Source organism: Candidatus Binatia bacterium (genome assembly GCA_035631035.1).
Classification (GTDB): Bacteria; Eisenbacteria; RBG-16-71-46; order SZUA-252; family SZUA-252; genus DASQJL01.
In genome coordinates this window covers 1-15,631 of sequence record DASQJL010000120.1, presented here as the reverse complement: position 1 = coordinate 15,631, position 15,631 = coordinate 1, and the positions used below count along the sequence as shown (strand labels likewise).

Sequence of the window (15,631 nt, the reverse complement as noted above, 5' to 3'; positions counted from 1 at the left end):
CAGGGGCGACCAGAGGAAGTGCAGTGAATAGACGGCCGCCACGGTGCCGAAGACGCCGATCGCGGAACGCGTGAGCCCGGCTTCCTTGAGCCAGGCGGTCATGGCGGAGCCCCAGAGGACGAAGGGATAGCCGCTCGCGATGCCGAGGAGGAAGATGGCCGCGAGCCGACGATCCAGGAGGTCGACGCTACGGAAACGGCTCATCGGACCCCGCGATTGAGCCCGACCGCTTTCAGGTCGGCGTCAGGTCTCGGACCTTCGCTTACCACAAGCCTCCCTCACGAGGCGTAGCGGTTTGCCCGGGGAAGGACTCGAACCTTCACGGAGTTGCCCCCAGGGGATTTTAAGTCCCCTGCGTCTACCATTCCGCCACCCGGGCTCGAAGTTGCGGCGTCTACCGCACCCCCGTCACGTCGTGCTCGTCCTCGATGTCTCCTACCAGCTCTTCGACGATGTCCTCCAGTGTGATGATCCCGATCGGGATTCCCGCCTCGTCGATCACCACGGCCATCTGGCGCCTTGCGCGTCGGAACTCCTTCAGCTGGTCGGCCGTGCTCCGGTCGGCGGGCGCCCAGGTGACGGGATACATCGCGTCTTCGAGATTCACGAGGCCGCTCGTGGCGTAGATCGCGAACAGGTCCTTCGCGTTCACGATGCCCACGACGCGCGTCGGCTCCCCGTCGTACACCGGGAAGCGCGTGTGCACGCTGTCCTGGAGCGCGTAGAGAATCTGTTGCGGCTTCATCCGGTACTCGAGCATGACCGCCTTGGCCAGCGGGAGCATCGCGTCGCGCACCTTCTTCTCGGGAAGCTGGAACGCGCGCGTCAGGATGTCGGCCTGCTCGGGCGACATCTTCCCCGCCTCGCTCACGTCCTCGACGATCAGCTGCAGCTCGTCGACCGAGTGGATGTGTCCCGTGTGGGCGGCGGGCTTGAATCCCAGGAGCCGGAGCAGGCCGTTGCCGCTCCAGTTCACCACCCGGATGAAGGGGCGGAAAATGCGCTCGAACGCGAGGAGCGGGCCGGCGAGGATGATCGCCACCGTGTCGGGCTTCCGGAGCGCGATCCCCTTGGGGGCCAGCTCACCCACGACGACGTGGAGAAACGTGATGATCAGGAAGGCGAACGCGGTGGCGACGCCGTGCGCCGCGAAGATCCCCCACCCCTCCGGGAGCCAGTGAAACCAGGGCTGCAGCACGCGCGCGAGCCCGGGCTCGCCGACCCACCCGAGGCCCAGGCTGGTCATCGTGATGCCCACCTGCGTCGCGGCGATCATGTCGGTCACCCGGCGCACCGCCTCCTGCGCGACGTGAGTGCCGGGGACCTTGTTCGCGGCCAGTTCCTCGAGCCGCGTCCTCCGCACCGTGACGAGGGAGAATTCCGCCGCCACGAACACGGCGTTCCCCAGGACGAGCAGCGGGATGGCGAAAACCTGGACCCAGGTGAGGAAGTGTCCCCAGAAGCCACTCATGCGAGCGCCCCGGGGCCTAGGCTAACGACGCGGTGAGCTGGGCTTCCGCCTCACCCCGGTCCTCGAAGCGGACGGGAACGCTCCAGGCGGGACTGGCGGGGATGCAGACGCCCTGCCCTTCGTGGCAATAGGCGAAGGAAACCTGAACGCGCAGGTCGGCGCGGCCGGGCGGCTGCGCGGGAAGCTCGAACGCGAGCGGCCAGGTGGCGCCGAGCATCGTCTTCTGGAGCAGGACCTCCTGCCCGCGCTGCACCCGGACGCTGGCCGGAGCCTCGTCGCTCACGTGCGCCCCCTCGGGGAGCGTCACGAGGACGCGCCATCCGGTGGCGGCGCCGGCCCGCAGCGTCGCGGGATCCGCCGGGAATGCCGCGCCCAGGGCGCGGGTCCGCGGCTCCACCGACGGCGGCTCCAGCCCCTCGACGACCACCTCCGTCCAGGCCAGGGACGGCAGCGCGACGCGCACCACGCGGTGGTTGTTCGTATCCGCCACGTACAGCGTGTCGTCGGTGGCATGGACGCCGCCCGGCTCGAAGAGGGCGAGGACCCGTCCGTCGCGCTCGCTCCCGGGCCTGCCGTCCCCGAGAAGGGTGCGGATCGTCCCGGCCTCGGGGTCCAGCTCCTTGATCTTGTGATTGTAGGTGTCGGCCACCAGGATCTTCTTGTTGCATGCGGCCACGCCCAGCGGGTGCTGCAGCTTGGCCTGCTCGACCGCGCCGTCCTCGTCGCCGAAGTGGAAGAGCCCGCGGCCCACCAGCGTCTCCACCCGCTCGGCGGCCAGGTCCACGCGGCGCACCGCGCTCACTTCGGAGTCGGCGAAGTAGAGGTAGTTCCCCATGAGCGCCAGCCCGGAGGGCTGGGCCAGAGCGGCGGCTTCGGCAGGTCCGTCCACGATGTTCTCGCGCCCGGTCCCGGCCCAGGCGCGGCAGAGCGCCATCGGCAGGTCCACGCGCCAGATCTGGTGATGGCCCGCCATCGCGACGTAGCAGGTGCTCCCCTCGATCGCGAGATCCCAGGGAGAGTTGAGTCCCTGCGCCGTGCCGCGCCTGCCGCCCGAACGGTCGTACGACTGCTCCCCCGTGCCGGCGATGGTGCTCACGCGCCAGGTCTTCAGGTCGACCGACCGGAGCAGATGGTTCTCGGTGTCGGCCACGATCAGCTGCCCGCCGTTCATCAGGGCCAGCCCCTGCGGGTGGTGGAACGCCGCGCTCTCGGCCGCGCCATCCTCGCGGCCCACGCGCCCCGATCCCACGGTGCGCAAGAGCCGCGACCGGCCCTCGGCGTCGGGAAGCGTCGCGACCACGATCCGATTGTGATTCGAGTCGGCGATGAAGAGCCGCTGCCCGAGCAGATCGGCATGGACCTTCCCGGGGAACGCGAGCCCGGTCGCGGCGCGCACCGACTGCTCGCGCTCCAGCCGGAGGGGCGCCTCGGCCAGGATCCCCTTCGCGCGGGCGTCGGCGAGCGCCTCGGCGACGGCGTGGTCCAGGGCCGCCCGGTTCCCCTCCCCGGCGACCGCGCCGACGATCCGGCCGTCCGCGCCGACGAGGACCAGGGTGGGCCAGGATTTCACGGTGTATTCGCTCCAGAGCCGCATCTCCTGGTCCACGATCACGGGATGGCGGATCTCGTAGCGGTTGATCGCCGCCCGGACCGTGGGGCGATGTCCCTCGTTCTCGAACTTGGCGCTGTGAATGCCCACCACGAGGAACGGCTCGCGAGCGTACTTGTCCTCGAGGTAGGCGAGGTCGGGGAGGACGTGCATGCAGTTGATGCAGCAGTACGTCCAGAAATCGAGCAGCACCACCTGGCCCCTCAGCTCCCGCGCGAAGGTCAGGGGGCGGTCGGTGTTGAGCCAGGCGAAGTCGGGCGGTAGTTCCGGGGCCCGGGGATTGGCGCTCACACGGCTACGATAACACGTTTCGATTCGAAACCGGGCCGGAGGCATCTAACCCACCGTGCGACTCTCCCAGGCCGAAATCGAGGCCATCCTCCGCTCCGAAGCCGATCACTGCTGCGGCGGCGTCGGCGAGCAGAAGATCTGCGTCAAGATCGTGGCCATCGCGGAGCTGCCCACCCGGTTCGGCCGGTTCCAGATCGCCGCGTTCTGGAACAACCGCGACGGCAAGGAGCACGTGGCGGTCATGTCCGGCCGCCCCTACGGCCAGGAGAGCGTCCCCGTCCGGATCCACTCGGAATGCCTGACCGGAGACGCCCTCGGATCGCTCCGCTGCGACTGCCGCGACCAGCTGGAGGTCTCCCTGCGCACCATCGCCCAGCTCCCGATGGGGGTGGTCCTCTACCTCCGCCAGGAAGGGCGCGGGATCGGCCTTTTGAACAAGATCCGGGCGTACGGACTTCAAGATCGCGGCCTGGACACGGTCGAGGCCAACGAGGCGCTCGGCTTCCGGGACGACGAGCGGGAGTACGCCATCGCCGCCCACATGCTCCAGAGCCTCAAGATCCGCTCGGTCCAGCTCATGACCAACAACCCCCGCAAGGTCAGCGAGCTGGCCCGGTACGGCATCGTCGTCGAGGGCCGCCAGCCCCTCGTCATCCCCCCGAACGAGCACAACCGGTTCTACCTCGAGACCAAGGCGTTCAAGTCGGGCCATTACATCGACTTCTCCGGAAAGCCTCATCTCCCCGAGCAGGGAGAAACTGTCCGGGTCGAGGGTATGAACGAGGGGGTGAATTGAAGTCGATGGGAGGGGCCGGCTTCGGTTAGGATACAGTGGTTTCAGGGGGGGCACTTGGTTCCGCACGCTGGCTCTGGACGCATCGCCAAATTCCTGCTGATCGTAGCCGCGGCGCTCGCCCTGGCCATGGCTCTGGCGACGCTTTTCGGCGGCCCGCGCCGCGTCGCCGCCCAGACCGGCGATGGCGAGACCACGGACATCCAGTTCGGCCTTCCCAACTACGTGGTCACCGATCCCCCCGGAAGAGCGCGGGTCATGTACGCGGACTCCAGCGTCTCGGTCAATACCATCTGCCCGGTCCGCAAGGCACGCGTCGACCCGAACCGCAACCCCGTCTACGTCAACGGAAAACCGATCGCCTTCTGTTGCAGTCCCTGCCCTTCGGTGTTCTCGCAGGATCCGGAGCGCTACCTGCGCGAGCTGAAGATCACCCTCCGCTGCCCGGTGAGGCCGTCCCGGCGGGCCATCTTCGATTCGTCGCTGCGCGTCACGGTGAACCAGGACATCTTCTTCTTCTCGAGCCCGTCGGCCATGAAGCTCTTCCGGAAGGATCCGCTCCGCTACGCCACCGTCCTCACCGATCCCGTCTCGCGGATACGCTTCCATCCCACGAAGCGCTCGCCGCACGTGGCCTTCCGCGGCCGCGACTACTGGTTCGCGGCTGACTCCACGCTCGTCCGTTTCCAGGCGCAGCCGGAGCGGTTCTACGAGCGGCTCATGGGGACGTGAGCCTGCCGGAGACCCGAAACGCCGGCGCCCCCGCCGTCCGCTCGCTCGAGGAGATCCACGAGCCCGCGGTGCGCGCCGCGCTCCAAGAACATCGCGCGCGTCCCGATACGCTGGGCATCCTCCTCTGCGGCAGCCGCGTGCTCGGCTGGGCGGACCCGGACGGCGACTACGACGCGCTGATCCTCGTCACACCCGAGCGGTTCCGATCGATCCCCCCCGAGCAGACGCTGCTCCGGATCTTCGCCGAGGGGGAGGCGCCGCGCCGCATGATCGGCGACTTCTCGATCTTCACCGACGAGACGCTGGCCGAGTCGCTGCGCTCGCCGCTGGACATCGATCACTGGCCCTACGTGGACGCCGTCGTCGTCGCCGACCGAACGGGCACCCTCGAGGATCGCCGCCGCGAGCTCGCCGCGTTCCCGGAGGCGGGCTGGCGGGAGCGGGCGCTGCAACGCTACCTGACCCTGCTGATCGCCGTGCACTACGCGATCGCGGACGACCTGCGCGGCTTTCCGGCCGACCGGCAGATGAACCTGCATCGGGCCGCGCTCGCCGGAGTCCACCTCTGGTTCACGCTGCAGCGGCGCTGGGCGCCGCCCCTCAAGTGGTGGACGCGCGAGGTGGAACGTCTCTCGATCCGTCCCGATTCGCGCGCCGCCCTCGAGGCCGCGGTGCTGAACCCGACGATCGACACCGCGACCCATCTGCGCGAGCACCTGAAGACCGAGATGCGCCACGCCGGCTTCGCCGAGGTGGACGACATCGTTCCCGCATTCGCCCGCACGTTCCTGCCGGAGCGCCGCGCGGCGGTCTATCGCGACTCCTACCTCTAGCCCGCATCCAGGAGGCACCGTGCCCTTCCCACGCTCCCTTCGCCTCGCCGTCCGCGCTCTGTCCGGCACGGCGCTGGCGCTCTCCCTGGCCGCGGCGACCGCGCCTCGACCGGCCGCGGGCGCCGGCAACCCGCCGCTCTTCTACAGCGACCGGCCCGACGCGGCCACCTTCCGGACCCAGTGCGAAGCGGAGCTCGGAAACGCCCAGGAGGCGCTGGACCGCACCGTCGCCGTGAAAGGCGCGCACACGGTGGAGAACACGCTCGCCCCCTACAACGAGATGATGCTCCATGCGGACAACGCCGCCTACATGGCGGGCCTCATGGAAACGGTCCACCCCGATTCGACGTTCCGGACCGCCGCCGAGGCGATGACTCAGAAGGCGCAGAAGTTCCTGAGCGACGCGTCGCTGAACCGCGGCCTCTACGAGGCCGTGCGCGCGGTGGACGTGAAGAAGGCCGACCCCGACACCCGGTTCCTGGTGGAGCGCACCCTGCGCGACTTCCGCCGCGCCGGCGTGGACAAGGACGACGCCACGCGCGCCCGCATCGCCGCCCTCCGCGACCAGCTCGTGCTGATCGGCCAGGATTTCGACCGGAACATCCGGAACGACTCGCGAACGATCACGGTCGGGAGCGCCGCGGACCTCGACGGCCTCCCCGAGGATTTCATCCAGTCCCACAAGCCGGGCCCGGACGGGAAGATCACGATCTCCATCGAGTACCCCGACCGCTTCCCCGTCATGAAGTACGCAAAGAGCGAGGACGTGCGGCGCCGCCTCACGCTCGAGAGCCGGAATCGCGCCTACCCCCAGAACATGGCCGTCCTGGACAGCCTCCTGGCCAAGCGCTACGAGCTGGCGCGGCTCCTCGGCTACAAGACGTGGGCCGACTACATCACCGAAGACAAGATGATCCGCACGCCCAAGCGGGCGTCCGCGTTCCTGGACAAGGTGAGCACGCTGGTCGCGGATCAGTCGAAGCGGGAGTACGAGGTCTACCTGAAGCGCAAGCGCGAGGACGATCCCAAGGCGGCGGCGGTGCAGAACTGGGAGGTCAGCTACTACGGGAACCTGATCCGGAAGCGCGATTACGACTTCGACGCGCAGACCGCGCGCCCCTACTTCGCGTTCGACCGGGTGAAGCAGGGCGTCCTCGACGTCACCTCGCGGATCTTCGGAGTCACGTACAAGCGGATCGACAACGCGGTCGTGTGGGACCCGAGCGTGGAGGCCTACGAGGTCTACGAGGGAGACCGGCTGCTCGGCCGGTTCTTCTTCGACCTTCACCCGCGGCCCGGCAAATTCAACCACGCCGCGCAGTTCACGATCCGCCAGGGTTGCTCGGGGATCCAGCTGCCGGAGGCCGCCCTGGTCTGCAACCTTCCCGGCGGGAAAGCGGGCGACCCCGGGCTGATGGAGCACGCCGACGTGGTGACCTTCTTCCACGAGTTCGGCCACCTGCTGCATACGATCTTCGGCGGGGGGCAGCGCTGGGAGCCGCTCGCGGGCATCTCCACGGAGTGGGATTTCGTGGAAGCGCCCTCACAGATGCTGGAGGAATGGGCCTGGTACCCGTCCTCCCTGCAGACCTTCGCGAAGCACTACCAGACGGGCGAGCCGATTCCGGCGGCCATGGTCGACAAGATGCGGCGGGCCGACGCTTTCGGCCGCGGGATCGACCGAGGCTACCAGGCCTATTTCTCCGAGGTCTCGCTCCACCTGTACGACCGGTCGCCCGCGCAGGTGAACAGCGATTCGGTGGTGGCGCAGGCGGAGCGCGCGATCATTCCGTTTCCGCCCGTTCCGAACACGCACATGCAGTGCTCGTTCGGGCACCTCGACGGCTACTCCGCCATCTACTACACCTATCTCTGGTCCCAGGTGATCGCGAAGGACCTCTTCACCCGCTTCGACCGGGAGCATCTTCTCGACCCCGCGGTGCCGACGAGCTACCGCAAGACCGTGCTCACGCCCGGCGGCTCGAAACCCGCGGAGGCGCTCGTGCGCGATTTCCTGAAACGGGACTTCAACACGAAAGCGTTCGATGCGTACGTGCGGGAGGCGATGGACTAGGCCGGCGCGGGCGGGCCGCCCGGTCAGCGCTTCGTCTTCCGGGTCTCCCGGAGGGGGGTCAGCACTTCCTTCTCGAAGCGGGGTCCGTCGAAGGCCTTGTCGAGGTAGGGGAGGATCACCTCCTCCGTCACGACGAAGTGCGCGGCGACCAGGCCCAGGATCCCGTAGCAGAGGTGCATCAGCTTCCCCGGGGCCGCGCCCGCGCCGATCGCCTTCTCCAGGGCGTCGCAGCGCCGGGAGACGAGGACGTGCTCGAAGCGGACCGGCTCGGTGAGCTTGGATCCCTCCCCGGCCGCCCAGTCCGCCGCCGGGTAGAGGGTGTACTCCTCGGCATGGGCGTGCGGGACGATCTGGCGGCGGACGAAATCCACCACTTCGCGCGCGGTCGAGAGCTGATCCAGCGTGGCCTGCTCGTGGAGCGTTTCGATCCGCTCGGCCAGCGCCTGCACCCGGGACATGATCGTCGCGTGCTCCGCGCGCAGCGACGCGGTGGGCCTGCCGGAATCGGATTTCGCCATGGGTCCCGCAGTCTCCGGGTTTCGCGCGCTCGTGTCAATGCCCCCGCTGCAATCCCCTGTTGCGCGCCTTCGAGACCGGACCTAGTCTCGAACGACCTGCGCGCGCGCGTCGCGCGCGCGGAGCGAGGAGCGGGCCCATGACCATCGCGATCGGCGCCGACCATGCCGGATTCGAACAGAAAGAGCGCGTGAAGCGGATCCTGGAAGCGCGCGGCCACCACGTGCTCGACATGGGCACGAATTCCACCGAATCGACCGACTACCCGGCGTACGCCTTCAAGGTCGCCGAGGCCGTGCGCGACGGCGCCGCCGAGCGCGGCGTCCTCTCGTGCGATTCCGGAAACGGAATCGCGATCGCGGCCAACAAGGTCGAGGGCATTCGCGCCGCCATCGCCGTCAACCGCTGGCAGGCGGAGATGGCGCGGCGCCACAACGACGCCAACGTGCTCGTCCTCGCCTCGGCGGTGACGCCGAAGGACGAGGAGGAAGCGATCCTCGACGCATGGCTGAACGCGCCGTTCGACGGCGGCCGCCATGCGCGCCGCGTCGCGCAGATCGGCGAGTACGAGCGCACGCACGAGCGCCGCTGACATGGCCGCCGCGACGCTGCAGACCGAGCTCCTCGGCTCCCTCGAGGGTCCCTACCGGGAGACGCTGGAATCGCTTCGAAACGGCGACGCCGTGGCGCGGCTCTTCGCGCGCGACGCCTCGCTCTGGAAGGACGATCCGGCCCACGCCGCGGTCATTCGCAACCGGCTCGGCTGGCTGGATGAGCCGGGGCGCCTCCGGGGAGCGATCGCCGAGCTTCAGGCGTTCTCCGCGGACGTGCGCGGCGCCGGCTTCACGCGCGTCCTCCTGCTCGGCATGGGGGGATCGAGCCTCGCGCCCGAAGTGCTGAAGCGCTGCATGACGCCCGGCCCCGGCGCCCCCATCCTCGACGTGCTCGACGCGACCGACCCCGACGCGATCCGCTCGGCCGAGGCGGGCGCGCGCCTCGACCGCACCTTCTTCCTCGTGGCGAGCAAGTCGGGCACGACGCTGGAGACCCTCTCGCAGTACCGGTTCTTCCGCTCGCGCGTGGAGGCCGCCGGCATCTCCGGGGCGGGCTCCCGTTTCGCCGCGATCACCGACCCCGGCTCGCCGCTCGAAGCGCTCGCGCGCGCCGAGGGCTTCCGCAAGGTCTTCCGCAACCCTCCCGATATCGGAGGGCGCTACTCCGCCCTCTCGTACTTCGGAATGGTTCCGGCCGCGCTCCTGAACCTGGACCTGGGCGCGCTCGCCGCGCGCGCCGAAGCGGCCCGCGAGGCCTCCCTGTCGCCCGATCCCGCGCGGAACGGCGCCCTCCGGCTCGGCGCCCTGCTCGGCGCCGCGGCCCGCGAGGGGCGCGACAAGCTGACGATCCTGACCGCGCCCTTCCTGCGTCCCGTCGGGTTCTGGATCGAGCAGCTCATCGCGGAGAGCACCGGCAAGGAGGCGAAGGGGATCGTTCCGGTCGAGGGGGAGCCGCTCGGCGCCGCGCACCACTACGGCGCGGACCGCGTCTTCGTATCGATCGAGCTGGAGGGAGAGCCGGTGCCCGATCTCGAGCGCCTGTCCGGGGAGCTGTCCCGCTCCGGAGCCGCATGGGTCCGCATCGTTCTGCCCGGCCGCGACTGGATCGCGGGCGAGTTCTTCCGCTGGGAAGTCGCGACGTCGTTCGTCGGCGCGGTGCTCCGCATCGATCCCTTCGACGAGCCGAACGTGCAGGAGAGCAAGGACAACACGAAGCGGATCCTGGACCAGTTCACGACGGCGGGGGTGATGCCCACGGGCGAGCCGGTCGCGCGGGACCTCGGGATCGAGGTCTATGCCGAGGCCGACTTCTGGTCGCGCATCGTCGAGGGCTCTCCCGCGCACCCCAGCCTCGAGATGGTGCTCCACCGCTTCTTGACCCGCGCCCGCGCCGGCGAATACGTCGCGCTCCTCGCCTTCATGGAGCGGACCGCCGCGAGCGAGGCCTCGTTCGCGCTGATCCGGCGCGCGATTCGAAACGCGCTCCGCGTCCCCGTCCTCCAGGGCTACGGCCCCCGCTACCTCCATTCGATCGGGCAGCTCTACAAGGGGGGCCCGCGCACCGGTCTCTTCCTCGTCCTCACCGCCTCCGGCGAGACCGACCTGCCGATCCCGGGGAGCCCCTACACGTTCGGACAGGTGGAGACGGCGCAGGCGCTCGGAGATCTCGCCTCGCTGGCCTCGCGCGGGAAACCCGCGCTACGGCTCCACATGACGAAGGGGGCGCAGGCCGGGCTCGAAGTGCTCGGGGCCGCCGTGGAGCGCGCCATCGCGGCCTCCGCGCAGGTGTAGGTGTGCCGTCAGAAGTATCTATTCAGCAAATAGTTGCACGCGCGACTTAATCCTTTCTCGAAGGCACCCCCCTTCATGCGCCGTTCCCGCACGCGCCGGCGCGCCTGCCGGCGCGCCGAAGCTGCACCGGCCTTGCGCCCTTTCAACGCGATGCGGCATCATCGGCCCGACGGGCGGTTCGACAGCGGCTTGCCGCCGGACCGCTCCCGCCGGAGCGTTGGCCGGCTGACGGTAGGACTCGAACAGGGAGGGTTCCATGCCTGCTCGCAAGAAGGCTTCCCGCAAGTCCGCGGCCCGGAAGAAACCGGCCGCTCGGACGGCCCCGCGGAAGAAGAGCGTCGCTCGGAAGCCCGCAGCACCCAAACGCGCCGCGCGCTCGACCACGGCCCCGCGGCGCGCCGCCGCGCCGCCCGCGGTGCCAAGCGCCATCGGCATGAGTGTCCACCACTTCGACTTCACGACCCACGACATCGACGCGGTGAAGCGCTTCTACGTGGAGCTGCTCGGCTTCCAGACCCACGAGCACGATCCCCAGTTCAACTACCTGTGGGTGCAGACGGGCGGCACCTCCAGCCTCGGCTTCATGCCTCCCATGCCGGGGATGGGCGAACCGACCCCGCCCAAGGAGCCGACGCTCTACTTCATCGTGGAGGACGTGGACCGCGCGTACGCCACGCTCAGCGCGCGGGGGGTGATGTTCGAAGGACCGCCCGCGGATATGCCGTGGGGCCATCGCGTCGTGCGAACGATCGATCCGGAAGGCCGGCCGGTCATGCTGGCCACCCGGAAGCAGACCTAGATCTCTCGGGAAAGGAACGCGTCACCATGAAGCCGACCGCCGCCACCGCGCTGCACGAGCTGGGACAAAGCGTCTGGCTCGACAACATCAATGACGGCTGGATCCAGTCGGGCGAGCTCGCCCGGTGGATCGCCGAGGGGTCGGTGTACGGCGTCACCTCCAACCCCACCATCTTCAAGAACGCCATCAGCGGCGACAAGTACACCTACCCCGACGAGATCCGGCGGCTCGCGTCGGCGGGGCAGTCTCCCGAGTCGATCTACGAGGCGCTGGCGGTGCGCGACATCACGCGCACCGCCGATCTGCTCGCCGAGACCTACCGCCGCGGCACGGGGCGCGACGGTTTCGTGAGCCTCGAGGTCGAGCCGGACAAGGCGAACGACACCCAGGCGACGATCGAGCAGGCGCGCCATTACCGGCAGATCGTGAACCGCAAGAACCTCTTCGTGAAGGTGCCGGGCACCGAGGCGGGGGTCCCGGCGATCGAGGCCCTGATCGCCGAGGGAATCAGCATCAACGTCACCCTCCTCTTCGACCGGAAGCAGGTGGCCGCTTCCGCCGAGGCGTATCTCCGCGGCATCAAGAAGCGCCTCGACAAGGGACAGTCGCTCGAGGGACTCCACTCCGTCGCCAGCGTCTTCGTGAGCCGCCTCGACACCTCGGTCGACAAGGAGCTGGACGCGAAGGCCGCGGCGGCGGACGCGGTCGCCGACCGGGAGCGGTACCTTTCCCTGCGCGGGTCGGCCGCCGTCGCGAACGCGCTCGACGTCTGGGAGGATTATCGGGAGCGCTTCTTCGGCCCCGGCTTCGAGGACCTCCGCCGCCGCGGCGCGCAGCCGCAGTGGATGCTCTGGGCCTCCACCGGCACCAAGAACGCGTCCTACTCCGACGTGAAGTACGTCGAGGAGCTGGCCGGGCCCGACTCGATCAACACGATGCCCAAGGAGACCCTCGACGCCTGGCTGGAGCACGGCGTTGTGCAGGGCAACCGCCTCGACCCGCGCGTCGAGACGGCGCGCGCCACGCGCCGCGTGCTGGCCGACGCCGGGATCGATCTCGCGGCCCACTGCCGGAAGCTCCAGACCGAGGGCGTCGCCCTTTTCGAGAAATCCTTCATCGAGATGATGGACACCATCCGCGAACGCTCCGCCGCGCTCCAGGCGCGGCGCTGATGGCGGCGGGAGCGGCGATGGAGATCGGATTCGTCGGCCTCGGCCGGATGGGCAAGAACATGGTGCTCCGCCTGCTTCGCGGCGGGCACCGCGTGGTGGCGTGGGACCCCAACGCCGCGAGCGTGGCCGAGGTGGCCGGCGCGGGGGCCGTCGGGGCGTCGGGCATGGGCGACCTGATCGCGCAGCTTCGCGACCGCCCCCGCGCGGTCTGGGTCATGGTCCCCTCGGGCGATCCCACCGAGCAGGTGATCCGCGACCTCGGCCAGGCGCTCGACCGCGGCGACATCGTCGTGGACGGCGGCAATTCCCACTACAAGGAATCGGTGCGGCGGGGCGCGCTCCTGCGCGAGCGGGGCGTGACCTTCGTGGACTCCGGCACCTCGGGGGGCATCTGGGGGCTGGAGAACGGCTACTGCCTGATGGTCGGAGGGGAGGAGGCCGCCTGCAAGCGGCTCGAGCCGGTCTTCCTCACGCTCGCTCCCCCGGACGGGTACGCGCGCATGGGCGAGAACGGCTCGGGGCACTTCGTGAAGATGATCCACAACGGAATCGAGTATGGGCTCATGGAGGCCTACGCGGAGGGCTTCGAGATCCTCTCCGCGTCCGACTACCGCCTCGACCTCGCCCGCATCGCCTCACTCTGGCGGAACGGGAGCGTCGTTCGCTCCTGGCTGCTCGACCTGGCCGCCGACGCGCTCCGCGAGGACCCGAAGCTGGACCACGTGAAGGACTACGTCGAGGATTCCGGAGAGGGGCGCTGGACCGTGGTCGAGTCGGTGGAGCGGGCGGTGCCCGCGCCGGTCCTCACGCTGGCGCTCCAGGCCCGCTTCCGCTCGCGCCAGTCCGCCTCGTTCGCGGGCAAGATGCTGGCCGCGCTGCGCCACAAGTTCGGCGGCCACGCCGTCAAGACGACGTGAGCCCCGACGCGGGCGCGCGCGTCTCGGCCGCGCCGAACCCGCTTCGCGAAGGAAGCGTCACGCTCCGCGCGGCGGAGCCCTGCACGTTCGTCGTCTTCGGCGCGAGCGGCGACCTCACGCACCGGAAGCTCCTTCCCGCCCTGCTCGAGCTGACCCGCGACCGCCTGCTCCATCCCAAGACCGCGGTCGTCGGCTTTGCGCGCCAGGAGAAGACCGACCAGGAGTTCCGCGATGAGACGGCCGCAGTGGCCAAGGAGCACGGCATCGCCGACGCGGTCTGGCGCGCCTTCGCCCCGTCCCTCTTCTACCGCACCGGGACGTTCGAGAGCGGCGAGGACTTCCGCGCGCTGGGCACCTTCCTCGAGACGCTGGAGAAGGAGCGCGGCATCCCCGGAAACCGGATCTACTACCTGGCCGCGCCGCCTCCCGCCTACCCCGCCATCTTCGAGAACCTCGGGGGCTCGGGGCTGGCGCGTCCTCCCGGCAACGCCTGGACGCGCGTCATCGTGGAGAAGCCGTTCGGGCGCGATCTCCCTTCCGCGCGGGTACTGAACGCGACGATCCACGCCCACTTCGACGAGCGGCAGATCTACCGGATCGACCACTACCTCGGCAAGGAGACGGTCCAGAACATCCTGGTCTTCCGGCTCGCGAACGGGATCTTCGAGCCGCTCTGGAACAGCCGCTACGTGAACCACGTGCAGATCACCGTCGCCGAGACGGTCGGCGTCGAGGCGCGCGCCGGCTACTACGAGAAGGCCGGCGTGCTTCGCGACATGCTCCAGAACCACATGCTGCAGCTGCTCGCCCTGACGGCGATGGAGCCTCCGTCGCGCTTCGATGCCGACTTCGTGCGCGACGAGAAGGCGAAGGTGCTCCGCGCCATGGAGCCGCTCACCCCCGAGCAGGTGGCGAAGCGCACCGTGCGCGGGCAGTACGCGGCGGGCTCGGTGGCGGGCGAGGCGGTGCCCGGATACCGGCAGGAGCCCGGCGTGGATCCCAACTCCACGACCGAGACCTATCTCGCGGTGAAGCTGGAGGTGGACAACTGGCGCTGGGCGGGGGTGCCTTTCTACCTGCGCTCGGGGAAGCGTCTCGGCAAGCGCGCCACGGAGGTGGCCATCTCCTTCCGCCGTCCGCCCTATTCCCTCTTCCGGTCGATCGGCTGCGCGCCGATCGAGGCCAACGTGCTCCGGCTGCGCATCCAGCCCGACGAGGGGGTGTCGCTCTCCTTCGGGACCAAGGCTCCGGGCCAGGCGCTCCAGATCCAGCCGGTGCGCATGGACTTCAACTACCTCACCGCATTCGGCGCGGATCCGCCGGACGCCTACGAGCGCCTCCTGCTCGACTGCAACCTGGGCGACTCGACCCTCTTCGCGCGCGAGGACGAGGTGGAGCTGGCGTGGGAGCGGGTCGACGCGATCGCGCGCGCGTGGGCAGAGCGGGGCGAGCCGCCCCTCCTTCCCTACGCCGCCGGAACCTGGGGCCCGCGCGAGGGCGACGCGCTCCCCGAGCGGGACGGCCACCGCTGGTATCGCGTGTGAACGAAACGCCCGCCGCGGGCCGCGCCCCCGCCGACACCACGGCTCCCTTCCTGCTCCTCGGCGACCAGGGGGAACGCCCCTTCGACGCCCTCGCGCTGGAGCGCGAGCTGCAGACGATGTGGAAGTCGCCCCCGGGCGCGAACGCGTTCTATCGCGCCGCCCTGGCGAACCTGATCGTGCCCCTGGACGCCGAGGGCTTCGAGCGGCTCGCCGACGTGATCGCCGACGTGGCGCGGCGCCACCCGGCGCGCCTCTTCCGCATCGGTCCCGCGCGCCGGGCTCCGGCCGAGCCGAAGCGGCTCACCGCGCGCGCCACCGCGCTGTGCCACCTGCGCGAGGGGGGCGGGGCGTTCGTCTGCTCGGAGCAGGTGCTCTTGGAGTACACGGAGGAGACGGCGCCTCTCGTGCCGAGCGCGGTCCGCTCGCTCCTGATCGGGGACCTTCCGGTGGTGGTGCTCCTGCTCACGCCGGGACCGCGCCCTCCCTGGGCGGAGGCGCTCGCGGGGCTGGCGGACATCGTCGTCGCCGACAGCTG

The 15,631-nt window shown here is 69.8% G+C and carries 15 protein-coding genes and 1 tRNA gene; 11 read left to right on the top strand and 5 right to left on the bottom strand.

The features are described from left to right. The 4 genes from VE326_13880 to VE326_13865 all read right to left on the bottom strand — a co-directional run. The coding region (locus VE326_13880; GenBank protein ID HYJ34295.1) for an MFS transporter at positions 1 to 204 on the bottom strand (204 nt) is incomplete at its 3' end. 92 nt (positions 205 to 296) lie between these two features. After that, positions 297 to 379, bottom strand: a tRNA-Leu gene (locus tag VE326_13875). 15 nt (positions 380 to 394) lie between these two features. Beyond that, positions 395 to 1,471 (bottom strand): hemolysin family protein, encoded by a 1,077-nt coding sequence (locus tag VE326_13870; protein HYJ34294.1) that lies wholly within the window; start codon positions 1,469 to 1,471, stop codon positions 395 to 397. A gap of 16 nt (positions 1,472 to 1,487) precedes the next feature. After that, positions 1,488 to 3,371, bottom strand: coding sequence for a thioredoxin-like domain-containing protein (locus VE326_13865; GenBank protein ID HYJ34293.1), 1,884 nt, complete (start codon positions 3,369 to 3,371; stop codon positions 1,488 to 1,490). Between the two features lie 55 nt (positions 3,372 to 3,426). Here VE326_13865 and ribA point away from each other — a divergent pair, with 55 nt between their 5' ends. Genes ribA through VE326_13845 form a run of 4 tightly spaced genes read left to right on the top strand, consistent with a single transcriptional unit; the run spans position 3,427 to position 7,803 of the window. Further along, positions 3,427 to 4,167, top strand: coding sequence for a GTP cyclohydrolase II (ribA, locus tag VE326_13860; protein HYJ34292.1), 741 nt, complete (start codon positions 3,427 to 3,429; stop codon positions 4,165 to 4,167). Between the two features lie 54 nt (positions 4,168 to 4,221). Continuing rightward, entirely contained in the window at positions 4,222 to 4,896 is a 675-nt protein-coding gene (locus VE326_13855) for a hypothetical protein (protein ID HYJ34291.1), read from the top strand. Continuing rightward, complete coding sequence (locus tag VE326_13850) at positions 4,893 to 5,729, top strand: hypothetical protein (GenBank protein HYJ34290.1); 837 nt, start codon at positions 4,893 to 4,895, stop codon at positions 5,727 to 5,729. Before VE326_13855 ends, VE326_13850 begins: the two co-directional genes overlap by 4 nt. Before the next feature lie 19 nt (positions 5,730 to 5,748). Continuing rightward, on the top strand, positions 5,749 to 7,803 hold the full coding sequence (locus VE326_13845) for a M3 family metallopeptidase (protein ID HYJ34289.1): 2,055 nt from the start codon (positions 5,749 to 5,751) through the stop codon (positions 7,801 to 7,803). 23 nt (positions 7,804 to 7,826) lie between these two features. On the opposite strand, the gene VE326_13840 is transcribed toward VE326_13845, so the two are convergent. After that, positions 7,827 to 8,321 (bottom strand): hemerythrin domain-containing protein, encoded by a 495-nt coding sequence (locus VE326_13840; GenBank protein ID HYJ34288.1) that lies wholly within the window; start codon positions 8,319 to 8,321, stop codon positions 7,827 to 7,829. Positions 8,322 to 8,458: 137 nt separating this feature from the next. On the opposite strand from VE326_13840, the gene rpiB reads away from it, so the two are divergent. The 7 genes from rpiB to VE326_13805 form a co-directional block, all read left to right on the top strand. Continuing rightward, complete coding sequence (rpiB, locus tag VE326_13835; GenBank protein ID HYJ34287.1) at positions 8,459 to 8,911, top strand: ribose 5-phosphate isomerase B; 453 nt, start codon at positions 8,459 to 8,461, stop codon at positions 8,909 to 8,911. 1 nt (position 8,912) lies between these two features. Continuing rightward, positions 8,913 to 10,664 carry a hypothetical protein gene (locus tag VE326_13830; protein HYJ34286.1) on the top strand — a complete coding sequence of 584 codons (1,752 nt, stop codon included), beginning with the start codon at positions 8,913 to 8,915 and terminating at the stop codon, positions 10,662 to 10,664. A gap of 433 nt (positions 10,665 to 11,097) precedes the next feature. Beyond that, positions 11,098 to 11,463 carry a VOC family protein gene (locus tag VE326_13825; GenBank protein HYJ34285.1) on the top strand — a complete coding sequence of 122 codons (366 nt, stop codon included), beginning with the start codon at positions 11,098 to 11,100 and terminating at the stop codon, positions 11,461 to 11,463. A 26-nt stretch (positions 11,464 to 11,489) separates the two neighbouring features. Next, positions 11,490 to 12,635, top strand: coding sequence for a transaldolase (tal, locus tag VE326_13820; protein ID HYJ34284.1), 1,146 nt, complete (start codon positions 11,490 to 11,492; stop codon positions 12,633 to 12,635). After that, the gene (gene gnd / locus VE326_13815; GenBank protein HYJ34283.1) at positions 12,635 to 13,552 is read left to right on the top strand and encodes a decarboxylating 6-phosphogluconate dehydrogenase; all 918 of its coding nucleotides are present in this window, start codon (positions 12,635 to 12,637) and stop codon (positions 13,550 to 13,552) included. The genes tal and gnd overlap by 1 nt, the downstream gene beginning before the upstream one ends. Further along, a complete protein-coding gene (zwf, locus tag VE326_13810; protein HYJ34282.1) occupies positions 13,549 to 15,096 on the top strand; it encodes a glucose-6-phosphate dehydrogenase in 1,548 nt (515 codons plus the stop codon). The genes gnd and zwf overlap by 4 nt, the downstream gene beginning before the upstream one ends. Beyond that, the coding region (locus VE326_13805) for a glucose-6-phosphate dehydrogenase assembly protein OpcA (protein HYJ34281.1) at positions 15,093 to 15,631 on the top strand (539 nt) is incomplete at its 3' end. The genes zwf and VE326_13805, both read left to right, overlap by 4 nt.

What these genes read in the sequence shown, in the direction of transcription:
- VE326_13870 (HYJ34294.1), bottom strand. Translation starts at nt 1,471, where the DNA reads ATGAGTGGCTTCTGGGGACACTTCCTCACCTGGGTCCAGGTTTTCGCC.
- VE326_13840 (HYJ34288.1), bottom strand. Translation starts at nt 8,321, where the DNA reads ATGGCGAAATCCGATTCCGGCAGGCCCACCGCGTCGCTGCGCGCGGAG.
- rpiB (HYJ34287.1), top strand. Translation starts at nt 8,459, where the DNA reads ATGACCATCGCGATCGGCGCCGACCATGCCGGATTCGAACAGAAAGAG.
- VE326_13830 (HYJ34286.1), top strand. Translation starts at nt 8,913, where the DNA reads ATGGCCGCCGCGACGCTGCAGACCGAGCTCCTCGGCTCCCTCGAGGGT.
- VE326_13825 (HYJ34285.1), top strand. Translation starts at nt 11,098, where the DNA reads ATGAGTGTCCACCACTTCGACTTCACGACCCACGACATCGACGCGGTG.
- tal (HYJ34284.1), top strand. Translation starts at nt 11,490, where the DNA reads ATGAAGCCGACCGCCGCCACCGCGCTGCACGAGCTGGGACAAAGCGTC.
- gnd (HYJ34283.1), top strand. Translation starts at nt 12,635, where the DNA reads ATGGCGGCGGGAGCGGCGATGGAGATCGGATTCGTCGGCCTCGGCCGG.